The 17,279-nt window shown below is 62.9% G+C and carries 14 protein-coding genes and 1 tRNA gene; 8 read left to right on the top strand and 7 right to left on the bottom strand.

All coding sequences use genetic code 11. From position 1 onward, the window contains the following. Positions 1–2: 2 nt before the first annotated feature. Both J0O65_RS27460 and J0O65_RS27455 read right to left on the bottom strand, forming a co-directional pair. Positions 3–1,544, bottom strand: coding sequence for a hybrid sensor histidine kinase/response regulator (locus J0O65_RS27460; protein ID WP_215410283.1), 1,542 nt, complete (start codon positions 1,542–1,544; stop codon positions 3–5). An 8-nt stretch (positions 1,545–1,552) separates the two neighbouring features. Further along, the gene (locus tag J0O65_RS27455; RefSeq protein ID WP_251374033.1) at positions 1,553–3,067 is read right to left on the bottom strand and encodes an ATPase domain-containing protein; all 1,515 of its coding nucleotides are present in this window, start codon (positions 3,065–3,067) and stop codon (positions 1,553–1,555) included. A 420-nt stretch (positions 3,068–3,487) separates the two neighbouring features. Between J0O65_RS27455 and J0O65_RS27450 the strand changes: the two genes are divergently transcribed. The 5 genes from J0O65_RS27450 (at position 3,488) to J0O65_RS27430 (ending at position 10,168) form a co-directional block, all read left to right on the top strand. Beyond that, the gene (locus J0O65_RS27450) at positions 3,488–4,681 is read left to right on the top strand and encodes an efflux RND transporter periplasmic adaptor subunit (protein WP_215410282.1); all 1,194 of its coding nucleotides are present in this window, start codon (positions 3,488–3,490) and stop codon (positions 4,679–4,681) included. A 15-nt stretch (positions 4,682–4,696) separates the two neighbouring features. Then, complete coding sequence (locus J0O65_RS27445) at positions 4,697–7,861, top strand: efflux RND transporter permease subunit (protein WP_215410281.1); 3,165 nt, start codon at positions 4,697–4,699, stop codon at positions 7,859–7,861. 1 nt (position 7,862) lies between these two features. After that, complete coding sequence (gene adeC, locus J0O65_RS27440; RefSeq protein ID WP_215410280.1) at positions 7,863–9,311, top strand: AdeC/AdeK/OprM family multidrug efflux complex outer membrane factor; 1,449 nt, start codon at positions 7,863–7,865, stop codon at positions 9,309–9,311. A 63-nt stretch (positions 9,312–9,374) separates the two neighbouring features. Continuing rightward, the gene (locus J0O65_RS27435) at positions 9,375–9,989 is read left to right on the top strand and encodes a TetR/AcrR family transcriptional regulator (RefSeq protein ID WP_215410279.1); all 615 of its coding nucleotides are present in this window, start codon (positions 9,375–9,377) and stop codon (positions 9,987–9,989) included. 102 nt (positions 9,990–10,091) lie between these two features. Further along, positions 10,092–10,168: transfer RNA gene (locus J0O65_RS27430), tRNA-Pro, on the top strand. A gap of 222 nt (positions 10,169–10,390) precedes the next feature. Here the strand turns inward: J0O65_RS27430 and J0O65_RS27425 are convergent. Both J0O65_RS27425 and J0O65_RS27420 read right to left on the bottom strand, forming a co-directional pair. Then, entirely contained in the window at positions 10,391–10,636 is a 246-nt protein-coding gene (locus J0O65_RS27425) for a hypothetical protein (protein WP_215410278.1), read from the bottom strand. Between the two features lie 124 nt (positions 10,637–10,760). After that, the gene (locus J0O65_RS27420; RefSeq protein WP_215410277.1) at positions 10,761–11,174 is read right to left on the bottom strand and encodes a hypothetical protein; all 414 of its coding nucleotides are present in this window, start codon (positions 11,172–11,174) and stop codon (positions 10,761–10,763) included. Here J0O65_RS27420 and J0O65_RS27415 point away from each other — a divergent pair. Next, the gene (locus J0O65_RS27415) at positions 11,173–13,185 is read left to right on the top strand and encodes a S9 family peptidase (protein WP_215410276.1); all 2,013 of its coding nucleotides are present in this window, start codon (positions 11,173–11,175) and stop codon (positions 13,183–13,185) included. The two genes, J0O65_RS27420 and J0O65_RS27415, sit on opposite strands and share 2 nt — an antisense overlap. A gap of 119 nt (positions 13,186–13,304) precedes the next feature. Further along, positions 13,305–13,595: a DUF6916 family protein gene (locus J0O65_RS27410; RefSeq protein WP_215410275.1), complete on the top strand. Its 291-nt coding sequence runs from the start codon at positions 13,305–13,307 to the stop codon at positions 13,593–13,595. Positions 13,596–13,649: 54 nt separating this feature from the next. On the opposite strand, the gene J0O65_RS27405 is transcribed toward J0O65_RS27410, so the two are convergent. Genes J0O65_RS27405 through J0O65_RS27395 form a run of 3 tightly spaced genes read right to left on the bottom strand, consistent with a single transcriptional unit; the run spans position 13,650 to position 15,335 of the window. Further along, positions 13,650–14,183: a phage tail protein gene (locus tag J0O65_RS27405; protein ID WP_215410274.1), complete on the bottom strand. Its 534-nt coding sequence runs from the start codon at positions 14,181–14,183 to the stop codon at positions 13,650–13,652. Between the two features lie 36 nt (positions 14,184–14,219). Continuing rightward, complete coding sequence (locus tag J0O65_RS27400) at positions 14,220–14,753, bottom strand: phage tail protein (RefSeq protein WP_215410273.1); 534 nt, start codon at positions 14,751–14,753, stop codon at positions 14,220–14,222. Between the two features lie 48 nt (positions 14,754–14,801). Next, positions 14,802–15,335, bottom strand: coding sequence for a phage tail protein (locus J0O65_RS27395; RefSeq protein ID WP_215410272.1), 534 nt, complete (start codon positions 15,333–15,335; stop codon positions 14,802–14,804). 270 nt (positions 15,336–15,605) lie between these two features. On the opposite strand from J0O65_RS27395, the gene J0O65_RS27390 reads away from it, so the two are divergent. After that, positions 15,606–17,279, top strand: a 1,674-nt coding sequence (locus tag J0O65_RS27390) for an Ig-like domain-containing protein (RefSeq protein ID WP_353056256.1), incomplete at its 3' end; no start/stop codon positions are given.

Below are 17,279 nucleotides of genomic sequence, written 5' to 3'. Positions count from 1 at the left end.
CGCTATGGCGCTCGCGTAGCCGCGTCCGCACCCCGCGCCAGGTGCTGTTCCAGCAGGGCGGTGATGGCGGCGAAATCCACCGGTTTCGTCAGGTGATGGTCGAAACCGGCTTGTTCCGTGCGTGAGCGTGCCTCACCCTGTCCCCAGCCTGTGAGGGCGATCAGCAGCACCGGGCGTCCCTGCGCGCGCTGGCGTATCTGGCGTGCCGCCTCGTAGCCATCCATGTCCGGCATGCCCAGGTCCATCACGACCAGTTGCGGCCACGCCTGGTCGACGGCGGCCAGCGCCTGTGCGCCGCCATATGCGGCGCTGGCGGCATAGCCCTCGAGCAGGAACAGGCTTTGCAAGGAATCGGCCGCGTCGCGGTTGTCGTCCACCACCAGCACCCGCACCGGCTGGCCAGCGCTGGCGGGTGCCTCGCTCCTGGCGGCGGCCGACATGGCGGCCGGGGCGTTGCCGACGCTGGCCGGCAAGGTGACGATGAAGCGGCTGCCACGCCCGGGGCCGTCGCTATAGGCTTCGATGCTGCCGCCATGCATCTCGGCAAATTGGCGCGCCAGGCTCAAGCCGATGCCCAGGCCGCTGGCCATCTGGCCCGCCACGGTGGGTCCCTGTTCGAACATGGAAAAGATGCGCGCGATGGCGTCCGGGGCGATGCCGATGCCATTGTCTTCGACCGTCGCCAGCAAGCGGTCCTGCACTTGGCGCGCCGTAATGTGGATGTGCCCGCCATCCGGCGTGAACTTCACGGCATTCGAGACGATATTGGCAAAAATCTGCACCACCCTGGCGTAGTCGGCGTGCAATGTCACTGCATGCGGCGGCAAGTCCTGCGTGATGCGGATATGCCGGCTGGCGGCTGCGGGCTGAGACAACTCGATCACATGGTCGAGCACTTGCTGGAAGGTGAACTCTTTGCGCTGCAGCATGACCTTGCCGCTGGTGATGCGCGCCACGTCGAGCAAGTCATCCACCAGCCGCGTCAGGTGCGTCACCTGGCGCTCGATCACGTCGCTCACCTTGCCGACCTGCTCCGATGCCGGATACAGGTGCTTGAGCAGGGCCACCGAGGTCTTGATGGGCGCCAGCGGATTGCGCAGTTCATGCCCGAGGCTGGCAAGGAATTCGTCCTTGCGCCGCTGCGTCTCGCGCACCTGGTACTGACGTTGGCGCGCGCGCAGCATGGCCTGGGCCGAGGTGATCAGGGTCAAGATGTGCACGGGGCGTTCCAGCAGGGTCAGGTTGCCCAGGGTGGCGACGGCTTGCCGCAAGGGCAGGGAATCGAGTCCCGCGTGCGTCAGCAGGATGATGGGCAAATCGGACCAGTCCGGCTGCTGGCGGGCGTAGGCGTCGAGCACGGAGTACATGCCGGCGGGCAGGGCTTCCTCCACCGTCAGCACGCCGCCGGCGCCCAGCGCCAGCTGTTCGGCCAGGTCGCCGGCGGAGCGGCAGGCGTGGCAGGAAATGCCTTCGCCGGCGAGCACCCTGGCGGCCAGGGCGGCGTCCTGGCCGCCAGGCGCGTAGATCAGGATGCGCTGCTCCATGATCACTCCTAGGGGAAGGGCGTGCCGCCGATGGTGGGCAAGCCCGACAGGATGCCGTGAAAGCCGGCCAGGGGCGGGCCGATGCGGATGCCTTGCGGGCTGATCTGGAAGGGGCGGATGCTGCGCTCGTGCGCGCTGCCGCGCTTCTTGAACACGGAAATGGCTTGCCGCACCTCGCCTTCCGTTTCGTAATAGCGCAGCATGATGACGCCGTCGGCCAGGTAGCTGGCGTCGGCCGCGGTCGTCATCGAGGTGCCCAGCATGTTTTGCTGCACGCCGACGAGCAGGGTGGCCACGCCGCGCTGGCTCAGGTAATTGAGCAGTTCATGCAGGTAGGTGCTCTGGAAGCGCTCGTCGGGCACGGCGTGCATGTAGCCGTTCAGGCTATCGATGACGATCACCCGGGCGCCCCGTTCCGCCGCGTCGACCACGGCCTGGGCGAACTCGCCGGGGGTCAGCTCGGCCGGGTCGACTTGCTGTACGCTCAGCAGGCCGGTGTCGAGCGCCGCCTGCAGGCGCATGCCCACGTTGTCGGTCCGGTTCAGCAGCTTGCTGCGCGCTTCCTCGAACAGGAACATGGCGCACGGTTCGCCGCGCATCGTGGCCGCATGCACGAATTGCGCCGCCAGCGTGGACTTGCCGCTGCCGGCGGGGCCGGAAATGAGCGTGCTCATGCCCTCTTCCAGGCCGCCGCCTGTCATGGTGTCGAGTTCCGGCACGTCGCTCGACAGGCGCCGATGGTCGCCATCGCGGCGCGTATCGGCCGCCACCAGGCGCGGATAGACGACCAGGCCCTCGTCGGCGATCTTGTAGTCATGCGTGCCGCTGCGAAACGACACGCCCCGGTATTTCACCACCCGCACGCGACGCCGGTCATTGCCATACGCCTGGTGCTGCAATTCCAGCGCGATCACGCAATGGGCCACGCTACGCACTTGCAAGCCGTCATTGAGGGCGGAACGGTCGTCGATCAAGAGGGTGGTGCAGTGCCGGCTGGCAAGGTATTGCTTCAACGCCACGACCTGGCGCCGGTAGCGCAGGGGGTTTTCCGCCAGCAGCTGCAGTTCGGACAGCGAGTCGAGCACGAGGCGTGCAGGGCGGTGTTTTTCGATGGCGGCGAGGATGCGCTGGTTGGTCGACGCCAGTTCGATTTCCGACGGGTGGAAGATGGTGTACTGGCGCTCGGGGTCGAGGATATCGTCGCTGGGCGCCACCTCTTCGATGGCGATGCCGGCCAGGTCCCAGCCATGCGACAGGGCCGCGCCACGCAGCTCGATCGCGGATTCCGCCAGGGCGATATACAGCACGGACGCGCCGCTGCGCGCGCCTTCGGCCAGAAATTGCAATGCCAGGGTGGTCTTGCCCGTGCCGGGCACGCCTTCGATCAGATACAGGCGCTCGGCCAGCAAGCCGCCCGTCAGGATGGTATCGAGGCCGGCGACGCCGGTCGACAGCAGTGGCGGCGTGCCTGGGCCGTGCGCGCCATCGTGCTGTGTTTCTCCTTGCGCCTGTGCCGTCATCATCGCGCCTCCGCTCCGCCACACCATGGCCAATATAGTAGCGCGTCCGTCGCGGCATGTCTTTTCGATACCATTGGTAAAGAATTATTTTTTCGACGCCTGCCTGGCGGCCGGTGCCGCACCCTTGTCGTTCAGTTCAGCAAAGAAATCTTGACCCTGCTACAGTATTCACTCAATCCACCTTTACCGCATTGCCGTTTTTGCCGTCGTCCGCCAGGTTCGTAGCTGACTTTGCTGGCGTGCCGCCGCTGTCGCTGTCCTCAATCTGTTGCCTCATTGATAATTTAATTCGCTTGATAGTTACTATGTTTCAATTGTAACGATGCTTGACGATTTTAGAATGATCGTTCATTCTTTGATCTGCGTTAATAAATTTAGTCATTTCTAACGACACTAGCCAGCTTCTTTTTCAGAAAGTCCAAGATGCAACCAACCTTTTCCTTGACGTCGCCGCGTACGAGCGGCGCTATTGCCGTTCTGTGCGCCACTGTAATCATGGCCGGCTGCAGTAAAAAACAGGAAGCACCTCACGCGCAGCAAGCGCCACAGGTGGTCGTGTTTACTGTTAATCCGGCCGCGTTGCCGATGAGTGCCGAATTGCCCGGCCGTACGAATGCCTACCAGGTCGCCGATGTGCGTCCGCAAGTCGGTGGCTTGATCCAGAAGCGCCTGTTCGTCGAGGGTAGCGATGTGAAAGCGGGCACGGCCTTGTACCAGATCGATTCCGCCACCTACCAGGCTGCCTATAATTCGGCCAAGGCCGCGCTGTCGAAAGCCAAGGCCAACCTGCTGACGGCCGGTCCGAAAGCGTCGCGCTACAAGGAACTGGTCGCCATCGAAGGCGTGAGCCGCCAGGAATACGATGATGCCGTCGCCGCCTTCGAGCAAGCCAAGGCCGATGTCGAATCCGCCACTGCGGCGCTGGAAACGGCCAACATCAACCTGCGCTACAGCACCGTGACGGCGCCGATCAGCGGCCGCACCAGCCGCTCGACCGTGACGGCCGGCGCGCTGGTCACGGCGGGCCAGGCGGAAGCCCTGACCACCGTGCAGCAACTCGATCCGATCTATGTCGACGTGACCCAGTCGAGCACGGACCTGCTGCGTCTGAAACGCCAGATGGCCGACGGTTCGCTGAAAAAAGTGGGCGAAGGCCAGGCCAAGGTCGACCTGATCTTGCCGGACGGCAGCAAGTATGGCGAATCGGGCAAGCTGCAGTTCGCCGGCGTGACGGTCGATCCGACCACCGGCAACGTGGTCTTGCGCGCGCTGTTCCCGAACCCGAAAGGCGAATTGCTGCCTGGCATGTACGTACGTGCCCAGCTGGAAACGGGCGTCGATGAAAAAGCCATCACCGTGCCGCAGGTGGGCGTGACGCGCAACCAGAAGGGCCAGGCCACCGCCCTGATCCTGAACAAGGAAAACAAGGTCGAGCAACGCGTGCTGACCACCAGCGGCACCGTCGGCACCGACTGGCTGGTGACGTCCGGCCTGGCCGCAGGCGACCGCGTGATCGTGGAAGGCTTGCAAAAAGTCAAGCCAGGCGCGCCAGCCGTTGCCGTGCCGGCCAAGGCCGCCGCCGCTTCTGCCGCCGCATCGGTTGCCAGCGCCCACTAATCCAGGAGAATATTAATGGCCCGTTTTTTCATTGACCGCCCGATTTTTGCCTGGGTGGTCGCGATCGTCATCATGCTTGCCGGCGTGATTTCGATCCTCAGCCTGCCGATCGCGCAGTACCCGAGCATTGCTCCGCCGTCGATTTCGATCAGCGGCTCCTACCCTGGCGCTTCCGCCAAGACCGTGGAAGACGCCGTCACCCAGGTCATCGAACAAAAGATGAAGGGCATCGATGGCTTGCGCTACATGGCTTCGTCGAGCGATGCGACTGGCGGCATCAGCATCACGCTGACGTTTACCAGCGGCACCAATCCCGACATCGCCCAGGTGCAGGTACAGAACAAGCTGCAGCTGGCCACGCCACTGCTGCCGACGGCTGTCACGCAACAGGGTCTCGTCGTGTCGAAAGCGACGAAGAACTTCCTGATGGTGTTCGGCTTCATTTCCGAAAACGGCAAGATGGACCAGACCGACTTGAGCGACTATGTGGCCGCCAACGTCGTCGATCCGCTCAGCCGTGCCGCCGGCGTGGGCGACGTGACCCTGTTCGGTTCGCAGTACGCGATGCGCATCTGGCTCAATCCGGCCAAGCTGCAAAGCTTCAACCTGACCCCGGCGGACGTGATCACGGCCGTGCAGGCGCAGAACGCGGAAGTGTCGGCCGGTGAGCTGGGCGGCACGCCATCCGTCAAGGGCCAGCAGCTGAACGCCACCGTGTCGGCCCAGAGCCGTCTGCAGACGGTCGAGCAGTTCGGCGCCATCTTGCTGAAAACCACCACCGACGGCGCCATGGTGCACCTGAAGGACGTGGCTACCATGGAACTGGGCCGCGAGAATTACAACACCGTGGCCCGCTACAACGGCCATGCGGCAACGGGCGTGGCGATCAAGCTGGCGACGGGCGCCAACGCGCTCGACACGGCCAACGCGGCGAAAGCCATGCTGAGCAAGCTGAGCAAGCAATTCCCTGAAGGCATGACCTACCAGGTGGCGTTCGACACGACCCCGTTCGTGAAACTGTCCATCGAAGAAGTGGTCAAGACCCTGGTCGAGGCGATCATCCTGGTGTTCCTGGTGATGTACCTGTTCCTGCAAAACTTCCGCGCCACCCTGATCCCGACCATGGCCGTGCCGGTCGTGCTGCTCGGTACCTTCGGCATCCTGAACGCGTTCGGCTATTCGATCAACACCTTGACCATGTTCGCCATGGTGCTGGCCATCGGCTTGCTGGTCGATGATGCGATCGTGGTGGTGGAAAACGTCGAGCGCGTGATGAGCGAAGAGGGCTTGTCGCCGCTGGAAGCGACGCGCAAGTCCATGACGCAGATCACGGGCGCGCTGGTCGGTATCGCCATGGTGCTGTCGGCCGTGTTCGTGCCGATGGCCTTCTTCGGCGGCTCGACGGGCGTGATTTACCGCCAGTTCTCGATCACCATCGTGTCGTCGATGGTGCTGTCCGTCATCGTCGCGCTGGTGTTTACGCCGGCCTTGTGCGCCACCCTGCTGAAACCGGTCGAGAAGGGCCACCACGCCACCAACAAGGGTTTCTTCGGCTGGTTCAACCGCAGCTTCGACAGCAGCAGCAACACCTACCAGGGCTGGGTCGGCGCCATGATCACGCACCGCGCCCGCTCGATGCTGCTGTACGTGCTGTTGCTGGCCGGCCTGGTGTTCATCTTCATGCGCCTGCCGACGTCCTTCCTGCCGGAAGAAGACCAGGGCATCCTGTTTACGCAGATTCAATTGCCGACGGGCGCCACGCAAGAGCGCACCCTGAAAGTGATCGAGCAGGTCGAAGACCACTTCATGAACAGCGAGAAAGACAACGTCGCTTCCGTGTTTGCCGTGGCCGGTTTCAGCTTCGGCGGTAACGGCCAGAACACGGGTATCGCCTTCGTGCGCCTGAAGGACTGGGCGTTGCGCAAGGACGTGTCACAGAAAGCGCCGGCCGTAGCCGGTCGCGCCATGGGCAAGTTGTTGCAGATCAAGGATGCGATGGTGTTTACGTTTGCGCCGCCCGCCGTGCTGGAACTGGGTAACGCCACCGGTTTCGACATGCAACTGCAGGATATCGGCGGTGTCGGCCACGACGCCCTGATGGCGGCGCGTAACCAGCTGCTGGGCATGGCGTCGCAAAACCCCGTCATGGTGGGCGTGCGCCCGAACGGCCAGGAAGATACGCCGCAGTACAAGATCGACATCGACCAGCAGAAAGCCACCGCGCTGGGCTTGCAGATCTCGGAAATCAACCGCGTGCTGAGCGTGGGCTGGGGTAGTTCCTATGTCAACGACTTCCTCGACCGTGGTCGCGTGAAGAAAGTGTTCATCCAGGGCGATGCCAGTTCGCGCATGCTGCCGGAGGACTTGAACAAGTGGTTCGTGCGCAATGCCGCCGGCCAGATGGTGCCGTTCTCCGCCTTTGCCACCGGCAAGTGGATCTACGCGTCGCCACGCCTGGAGCGCTACGAAGGCTTGCCGTCGGTCGAGATCCTCGGCACGCCGGCGCCGGGCCAGAGCACGGGCGCCGCCATGAACGCGATGGAAGAGATGGTGGCCAAGCTGCCGCCTGGCATCGGCATGAGCTGGACCGGCGTCTCGCTGGAAGAGCGCGAATCCGGTTCGCAGACGCCGCAGCTGTACGCGCTGTCGCTGCTGATCGTGTTCCTGTGCCTGGCCGCGCTGTATGAGAGCTGGTCGATTCCGTTCTCCGTGCTGCTGGTGGTGCCGCTGGGCGTGATCGGCGCCGTGCTCGGTACGTGGATGTTCGGCCTGTCGAACGACGTGTACTTCCAGGTGGGCTTGCTCACGGTGGTGGGCCTGTCGGCGAAGAACGCGATTCTGATCGTCGAGTTTGCCAAGGAAATGCAGGAATCGGGCATGTCGCTGCTGGACGCGACCTTGCACGCGGTGCGTCTGCGTCTGCGTCCGATCCTGATGACCTCGATCGCCTTCGGCCTGGGCGTGTTGCCGCTGGCTATTTCCAGCGGCGCCGGTTCCGGCAGCCAGAACGCCATCGGTATCGGCGTGCTGGGCGGCATGTTGACGGCCACCTTCCTCGGTATCTTCTTCGTGCCGGTGTTCTTCGTGCTGGTGCGCGGCTTCTTCTCGAAGCAGGACGCGCCCGCCACGCCGGCGACGCCTGGCTCGCCAGCCGTCACGCTTTCCAAGGATGCACATTAATATGAAAAAATCGCTACTCTCCATGGCGGCGCTGGCCTTGCTGGCCGGCTGCAGCCTGGCTCCCACGTACGAGCGTCCGGCTGCGCCGGCGCCCACGGCCTGGCCGACCGGGCCTTCCTACAAGGCCGATGCGGCCGCCGCCGACGCCAAGCCGGTGGCGGACCTCGCCTGGCGCGAGTTCTTTGCCGACGCGCGCCTGCGCCAGGTGCTGGAACTGGCGCTGGCCAACAACCGCGACCTGCGCGTCTCGATCCTGAACATCGAGAAGGCGCGCGCCACCTATGGCATCGAACGCGCCGCGCTGATCCCGACCCTGTCCGCTTCCGGCGGCCAGTCGGCCAGCCGCGTGCCGAAGAACGCCAGCGCCAACGGCGAAGCGTCCATCAACCGCCAGTACACGGCGAACCTGGGCGTGTCGGCCTACGAGCTGGACTTCTTTGGCCGCGTGCGCAGCCTGTCCGACAGCGCGCTGGAGCAATACCTGGGCACGCAAGAAGCCCGCCGTGCACAGCAGATCAGCCTGGTGGCCGAAGTGGCCAGCACCTATCTGAACCTGGTGGCCGACCAGCAGCGCCTGCGCGTGGCGCAAGATACCCTGAAGAGCCAGCAGTCGTCGTATGACCTGGCCGTGCGCCGCTTCAGTGCCGGCGCCACTTCCGGCCTGGACAAGTACGACGCCCAGACCAGTGTCGAGTCGGCCCGTTCCGACGTGGCCGTCTACACGAGCCAGGTGGCGCTCGATCAAAACGCGCTGGTCTTGCTGGTGGGCGGCCCGGTGCCGGCCGAGCTGTTGCCGCAAGGCGAGTTCGGCGCCGTGACGGCGCTGGCGGACATTCCGTCCGGCGTGCCGTCGGACGTGCTGCAACGCCGTCCCGACGTGCTGGCGGCCGAGCGCACCTTGCGCGCCGCCAACGCCAACATCGGCGCGGCGCGCGCGGCCTTCTTCCCGCGCATTTCGCTGACGGCCACGGCCGGTTCGCTGAGCGACAACCTGTCGGGCCTGTTCAAGGCGGGCAGCGGCACGTGGAGCTTCATCCCACAGATCAGCTTGCCGATCTTCGATGGCGGCGTGAACCGCGCCAACCTCGATATCGCCAAGGTGCAGCGTGAAATCTCCGTGGCGCAATACGAAAAGGCGATCCAGGTCGCCTTCCGGGAAGTGTCCGATGCGCTGGCGCAGCGCGGCACCATCGACGAGCGCCTGCAATCGCAGGTCTCGCTGGTCGAGGCGTCGACGAAGAGCTACACTATCCACGACGCGCGCTACAAGCAGGGTGCCGAGTCCTACCTGAACGCCCTGGTGGCCCAGCGCGCGCTGTACGCGGCGCAGCAAAGCCTGATCACGGCGCGTTTGGCCAAATCGACCAACCTGGTGACCTTGTACAAGGTGCTGGGCGGCGGTTGGCAGCCTGAGCAGACAGCCGTCGCGGCGGCTGGCGGCGTCCAATAATCACGGGGACGCCGACGCCGGCCTTGCCCGCAAGGGCAGGGCCGGCGCGCTACTGGAAAAGTCATGAACCAAGTTGAAAAGAAGCATCCGGATCCCGAACGCGCCAACACGCGGCGCAAGCAGGTGCTCGATGCGGCCGAAAGCTGTTTCAGCCGCCGCGGCTTCCACGGCGCCAGCATGGCCGAGATCTCCAAGGCGGCCGGCATGAGCGCGGGCCACATCTATAATTATTTTGACAGCAAGGATGCGATCATCGCCGCCTTCGTCATGCAGAATACGGAGCGGGTCTCGAACCTGATGCAGGACCTGGCGCAGCGCGACGACCCGCTGCAGGCCGTGATCGACAATGCGGGCGAGCATGTGCTGGAAGCGCTGGATCCGAAAACGTGGATGATGCCGCTGGAAATTTTTGCCGAGGCATCGCGCAATCCCGCCATCGCCGAAATGCTGCAATGCTCTGACCGGCGTTCACGCCAGATGTTCCTGTCCATTATCAAGGATGCGCGCATCAAGCGCGGCTTGCCGGCCGACGAAGAGATGCTGCAGGGGCGCCTCGATGCCCTGGTCGCCATGTACCAGGGCTTGCCTGTGCGCTTCATTCATAATCCAGACGTCAAGGTGGAGCCCCTGATCGCCGGTTTCCGCATCGTCCTGACGGCGCTGCTGCTGAGCGAATAGGCCGCTTGCCGGGGGCATGCAAAAAAGTTTGCGCAGTTCGATATGAATCATGCGTAAAGCATGGCAAAAACCTAAAAGCGTCTGCTATAATTCTCACCTCGTCGGGGCGTAGCGCAGCCTGGTAGCGTACATGCATGGGGTGCATGGGGTCGGAAGTTCGAATCTTCTCGCCCCGACCATTAGATTCAAGGACATACAGATTCATCTGTATATAAACCCGGTACTAACAGTATACGTTTGTATACTATTAGTACCGGGTTTTTCCGTTTACGCGGCGTAGGATTTTCCGTGCCTTTGCCGTCGTCGCGTTCGGCCATTGCAGCCAGCGCGCTTGTCGCCATGGCGGCGCGGTCCGGCTCCGCCATTTCCGACTGTTGACATCGCCCGGCCATGCTTCGGCATCAGGGGAAGGTCATCTCCAAACCGACCGTCTTGACGACGAAGAAGGTGACGATTCCCAGGGCCAGCAGCGATAGCATGAAGATTGCGACGACCTTGCCGCTTGCGCGCAGCACCGCGCGATTCTGCTTCGCCTTATCCTTGTCCTTCTTGCCTTGATCGTAATGCCACTTGATGGCGAAGAACATGCCCGTGCAGAGCACGAGAGCCTTGAAGGTAACGAAGACTATAGGGGTCCAATCCAGCATTTTGAGTATTTCCAGGCTATTACTTGAGACTATCCATTGTGAGGAACACTCCCTCAACACGCTGCTTCAGCAGCCACATTTTTTTCTAACCATCCCCCGGCAGGCATCCGGTTTGAAGCTTTCATTATATCCAGCCATGAAACAAGCAGGGCATCAGGCGCAGTGATGTGCCGAATGCGGATGAGAGGGGCGACAAGGCCAGCGACCACCATGCAAGGGTGAGGTGCAGCACCTTCCGATGCATACTACTTGAAAACAATTTCCATACATTGAGACAAAATGTCCCAGTTGAAAACCATGCAAGATGCAGATTTGGCAATTTGATTGCCGCGATTTCCCGGCAGCAAAGGGCCATGTTTCCTGCAGATTGCGGATGCCTTCCAGGCTGCGCCGCCAGCCAGGCCCCATTTTCGCCATTCCATCCCCCGATTTGCGTCCCCTGTCGCCTGGTCAACCTGGCAATACGGTTTTGGCCTATGCTGTGCTGGCACATGTACGTGTGAAGTTTTCCTTCATTCATCAACCATGAGGTGTCCATGATTCGCTATGCCCTGCCTGCCCTGTTGTTTGCCGGCGTACTGCCGGCGCACGCCCAAGCCCCCGTCAACGATACGCCGCTGATCGAGCGGGCGAAGATATTTGGCAATCCCAGCAAGTCCGGTGGGCGCATCAGTCCGGACGGCAAGTGGCTGTCGTGGATCGCGCCGCGCGACGGCGTGCTCAATGTGTGGGTGGCGCCGTCCAGCGACCTGGCACAGGCGCGTGCGCTGACGGAAGAAAAGGTACGGCCGATCCGCGGCAGTTTCTGGTCGCCCGATTCGACGACCTTGCTGTACATCCAGGACAAGGGCGGCGACGAGAATTTCCTGCTGTACGGCGTGAACGTGGCCACCGGCAAGCAGATCAATTACACGCCGTTCGAGAAGACCCGCGTGCGGATCGTGCAGATCAGCAGCAAGGTCAAGGACCGCATCCTCGTTGGCGTCAATAACCGCGATGCGCGCTGGCATGACGTGTACAGCCTGGACCTGGCCAGCGGCAAGCTGACCCTGGTGCAGCGGAATGACGGCTATGCCGGCTTCCTGGCGGACGAGCAGCTCAAGCTGCGCATCGCCAGCAAGGCGCGCGCCGATGGCGGCATGCAGTATTTCCGCATGACCGACGGCAAGGTCGAGAGCGCGCCGCTGGCGGAAGTGGGGCTGGAAGATGCGCAGACGACGGCGCCGCTGGCCTTCACGGTCGATGGCAAGACCCTGTACTGGACCGATTCGCGCGGCCGCAATACCTCGGCGCTGCTGGCGCAGGACGTGGCCAGCGGCAAGACCACGGTGGTGGCGCAAGACCCGCGCGCCGACATCTCGGACGCGCTGTACGACACGCGCACGGGCAAGGTGCAGGCGTATTCCGTCGATTACCTGCAGCAGGAGTACCTGCCGCTGACGGACGAGCTGAAGGCCGACCTGGCCTTCCTGAAGAAGCATACCCAGGGACAGTTCAACGTCACGTCGCGCACGGAAGCGGACGATAAATGGCTGGTCGGCGTCGATGCCGTCACGGCACCCGCATCGAGCTGGCTGTATGACCGCAAGAGCAAAAAGCTGACGCAGCTGTACGTCACGCGGCCGGAACTGGTGGGCGCGCCGCTGGTGCCCATGTATCCGCAGGAAATCAAGGCGCGCGATGGCCTGACCCTGGTGTCCTACCTGACCCTGCCGCAGGCCTCGAAGGCCAGCGCCGGCGGCAAGGCCAGCCATGCGGTGCCGATGGTGCTGCTCGTGCATGGCGGCCCGTGGGCGCGCGACACGTATGGCTACAACAGCTATCACCAGTGGCTGGCCAACCGCGGCTATGCCGTGCTGTCGGTGAACTACCGGGGATCGACGGGCTTCGGCAAGCAGTTCATCTCGGCCGGCGACCTGCAGTGGGGGCGCAAGATGCATGACGACCTGCTCGACGCGGTGCAATGGGCCGTGAAGAGCGGCGTGACCACGGCCGACAAGGTGGCCATCATGGGCGGCTCGTACGGCGGCTACGCGACCCTGGCCGGCATGGCGTTTACGCCGACCACGTTTGCCTGCGGCGTGGACATCGTCGGCCCGTCGAACCTGTTCACCTTGCTGCAAACCATCCCGCCATACTGGGAAGCGGGCAAGCAGCAGTTCTACAAGCGCATGGGCGACCCGACCACGGAGGAGGGCAAGGCCTTGCTGAAGGAGCGTTCGCCGCTGAACTTTGCGCAGAACATCCAGCGCCCGCTGCTGATCGGTCAAGGTGCGAACGACCCGCGCGTCAACGTGGCCGAATCGGACCAGATCGTGGCGGCCATGGCGGCCAAGAACATTCCCGTCACCTATGTGCTGTTCCCCGATGAAGGCCATGGCTTTGCCCGGCCCGTGAACAATATCGCCTTCAATGCGGTGACGGAAAACTTCCTGGGGCAGTGCCTGGCTGGCCGCGCCGAGCCGATCGGCGCCACCCTGAAGGCTTCCACCGCGCAGGTCAAGCACGGCGCCGAGTTTGCGCCGGGGCTGGAGGAAGCGATGCGCTAAATCCGCCAGGCTGGCCGGGGGCCGCCTGTGCGCGGCTCCTGCATGAAAAGAGTTTTAATATGGCAATGATTCATTTAGAATAAATGACTGGCCTGTCTCTATCAAAACGGAAATGCACCATGGATATACTGACCCTCGAGCACTTTGCCTCCCGCCTGAATGAAACGTTTGTCTCGGCCAGCGACGGCAACGCGCCGTTCACCCTGGTGGAGGCGCGCCCGCTGCCTGCACCGACCTTGCAGGGGATGCTGCGCCCGCCATTCAGCTTGCTTTTTCACAATTCTGCCGCCATCGTCTTCAACCAGAAAATCTTCCAGTTGCAGCATGACGCTTTCGGCGAGGTGGGGATTTTCCTGGTGCCCGTGGCGCGCGACAATCACGGCTTTCTCTACCAGGCCGTGTTCAACTAGGCCATGCCCCAGTATGCAGGCCTGGCCGGCGGCGCGCCGGCCAGGCCGCTACGTTCAACCGAAATTCGGAAACTCCCCCTGTAATGCAATGCAGTAATTGAGTGCCAGCAAGGGCTGGCGGTTCTCGTGCGCCTGGCTGCCGCCGGTCAAGCCTATGACCTTGGGCGCCAGCGTGGTATTGGGGGAAGTGCTGAGCGTCATGGCTGCCGTCTTGCCCGGTGCCAGCAGCAATGCGTCTTGTACCGGAACGTTGCTTTGTAGACTGGCCGTCGGCTGGCGGTTGACGGTCATGACATGATTGTGCGCCGGCATTTCCGGCGTCGTCAGCGTCACGCTGGCGCTGCCAAATGGCTGGCCGATATTGCGTGGCGTCAGGCCTGTTCCCGTGCCCTGGCTGCAGGCGGCGCGGCCGACTAGGTTGGGCAGCTGGAAGTTGGTGGTGCCGTTGCCGCCGTAGGTCGTGCCGATCAGCGCATACAGCGTGGAGTATTGCTGCAGTGGCAAGGTGGCGCCGTTGCACAGCGCCCAGCCTGCTGGTGGAAAGCTAAAACCGAAGATTTGAATCTCGCCGATGAATGGTGATGCCACGATTTTTCTCCTGTGAAGTCGGGTGGACTGGCGTTGTTATTGCTGCGTAGGGAATATTCCCTGCCAGGCGATGCAAAATGACACGGCCATCGTCGGCATGCAGTTTTCATGGGGCAGATTGCCGCCAGCGCTGCCACAGGCGGCGGTCGACAGCACCAGGGGTACGCTTCCAGCCGCGCTGGTTGCGTACATATTGTCGCCGCCGGTGGCGGCGCCCAGGGCCAGCGTCGGCCCGGGCGTTGCCACATCGGCCGTGGTGTTGGTGGCGTAATAGGTATGGGTATGCTGGGGAATCGTGGCTGTAGTCAAGGTGACTGTTTCGCTGCCGCCGTATGCGCCGATGACGCGATTCGTCAATCCTGTTCCCTGGCCCTGGTGTAAAGGCAGCTGGCCGCGCAAATCCGGCAGGCCAAAGGTGTTCTGGCCATCGCCGCCATAGGTGGTGCCTAGCAGCACAAACAGTACTTGATAATCTGCAATAGATTTGAGGCTGCCGTCACAGGCAAACCATCCGTTGGGGACGCGTGAAAAGGCAAACTGGCGAATTTCCCCTACATAACAATCAGACATGGCTGTACTCCGTAAAAAGGTGGGACACGGCGGTGTTGTCAGGCGTGGTTAGTTACGCGCTGGATAGGTGCCACTCAAGGCGATCGTGAAGTTGATGGTACGGAAGGGCTGCATATTGTTGTGCGCAGTGCTGCCGCCTATGGCTGCCAGCGTCTGCTGCGACAGCGCCACCTGCGGCCCCGTAGCGGCGACATAGATCGATTCGCTCCCGCTGCCGGCATACAGCGCGCCGGTGGGGTTCTTGATGGCGCCCGCCGTCGTCAGCGCGTTGGCGGTGTGGTTGTGCATCGGAAGCTGGGTCGATAGCAAGGTGACAGCCTCTACACCGGCTGACGTGCCCTGTGTCAGCGGGGCGGGTTGCCATTTCCCGTCGGCGGAAGCGCCTGCACCGCAAGGTGTGCGGCCACGCAGGTCGGGCAAGCCAAAGGTAGATTGTCCGTTACCGCCGAATTGCGTACCCAGCAGGGAAAACAGGGCTTGATTCTGTTGAATCGGCATTAATTGCCCGTTACAAGCGGCAAACCCTTTTGGCGCAAAGGCAAAGCCGGCCATCATGATTTGGCCTACATAGACATCAGACATGACATTTCTCTCCCCATCGTAGCTGTTGTGAAATGGAACAATATTGATACATTTGCTAGCCGCAATTGATTTACATTAAAATATCTTTTTTGGGCAACATTTTTTAGTTGCTTTATTTACTACGCGTAGTAGCATACGTTGATGTAAAGCAAGCGTCAATGATCTTGGGAAGCTTTTTTTTTCTGTCGCAATTCACCGGAAGCGGCGTGGCGGTGGCCTTGAAGTTGTCTGGCCCAGTTCGAACCTTCCACCCCAGAAATGTCTTGAAGGATGATGATGTTTTTAAACTCCACCCGATTTGGATGGCTGTCGGCACCTGCGAGGGGTGCCGGTTTTCGGGCCGATGGCCTGCACGCTGCACTGCGAGCCAAGGCCCTGCCGCCGTGGCTGATGCAGTTTGCGATGGGCCTGTTGTTTGTCCTGTTGTCCCTGTCCTCGTATCAGGCGGCGGCGGCCGCCAGTCCGTGCTCTCCGGTCAACCTCACCGTCCAGGCGGGTGGGACCGTCGAGAGCGAGGATTTTTGGGCTGCGTCTTGCAATGCCTTCGGCCTGACGGGGCGTGTCTTGACGCCGCCGTCATTTGGCGTGTTGGAAGGTGATATGGTAGCCACGAATATCGTGCGCTACAGGAATACGGTCACCAGTGCCACCTTGGATACTTTTGTAGTGGAAGACGGTAGCAATCTCCCACTCACTATCAACGTTACAATTATTCCTGCCATCACAATATCGCCTGCCAGTCTGCCCAATGCCACAGCTGGCCTGGCGTATTCGCCGCAAATCTTGAGCGCGACTGGGGGAGCGACACCATATTCTTATGCGGTGACGACTGGCTCGCTTCCTGCAGGCATGACCCTGTCTGCCGCTGGTACCTTGTCCGGCACGCCGGCGGCAGCGGGGACATTCAATTTCACCGTCAAGGCGACCGATGCGCTTGCTGCCAGCGGCACACGCGCCTATTCTCTTACCGTGGCGCCCGGTGCGCCAGTTGCCGGCAATGTCAGCGCCACGGTGGCCTACGGCAGCGGTCCGACTGCGATCACCCTGAACCTGAGCGGCGGCACGGCGACGTCGGTGACGGTGGCGTCCGTCGCCGCGAACGGCACGGCGACGGCCAGCGGCACCAGCATCAGCTATACGCCGGCGGCAAATTATTCCGGGCCGGACAGCTTCACCTATACGGCCAGCAACGGCATCGGCACCTCGGCGGCGGCCACCGTGACGATCACGGTGTCGCCTGCCGTACCCACTGCCGGCGCCGTCAGCGCCACGGTGGCCTATGGCAGCAGCGCCACTCCGATCACCCTGAACCTGGGCGGCGGCACGGCGACCTCGGTGGCGGTGGCGTCCGCCGCCGCGCACGGTACGGCGACAGCCAGCGGCACCGGCATCAGCTATACGCCGGCGGCAAATTATTCCGGGCCGGATAGCTTCACCTACACGGCCACCAACGCCGGAGGCACCTCGGCGGCGGCCACCGTGACGATCACGGTGTCGCCTGCCGTACCCACTGCCGGCGCCGTCAGCGCCACGGTGGCCTACGGCAGCAGCGCCACTCCGATCACCCTGAACCTGGGCGGCGGCACGGCGACCTCGGTGGCGGTGGCGTCCGCCGCCGCGCACGGTACGGCGACAGCCAGCGGCACCGGCATCAGCTATACGCCGGCGGCAAATTATTCCGGGCCGGATAGCTTCACCTACACGGCCACCAACGCCGGAGGCACCTCGGCGGCGGCCACCGTGACGATCACGGTGTCGCCTGCCGTACCCACTGCCGGCGCCGTCAGCGCCACAGTGGCTTACGGCAGCAGCGCCACTCCGATCACCTTGAACCTGGGCGGCGGCGCGGCGACGTCGGTGTCGGTGGATTCCGCCGCCGCGCACGGCACGGCGACGGCCAGCGGCACCAGCATCAGCTATACGCCGGCGGCAAATTATTCCGGG

This window comes from Janthinobacterium sp. JC611 (genome assembly GCF_018682595.1).
Taxonomy (GTDB): Bacteria; Pseudomonadota; Gammaproteobacteria; order Burkholderiales; family Burkholderiaceae_D; genus Janthinobacterium.
The sequence above is the reverse complement of the archived record's forward strand: the minus strand, read 5'-3'. Positions and strand labels throughout refer to the sequence as shown.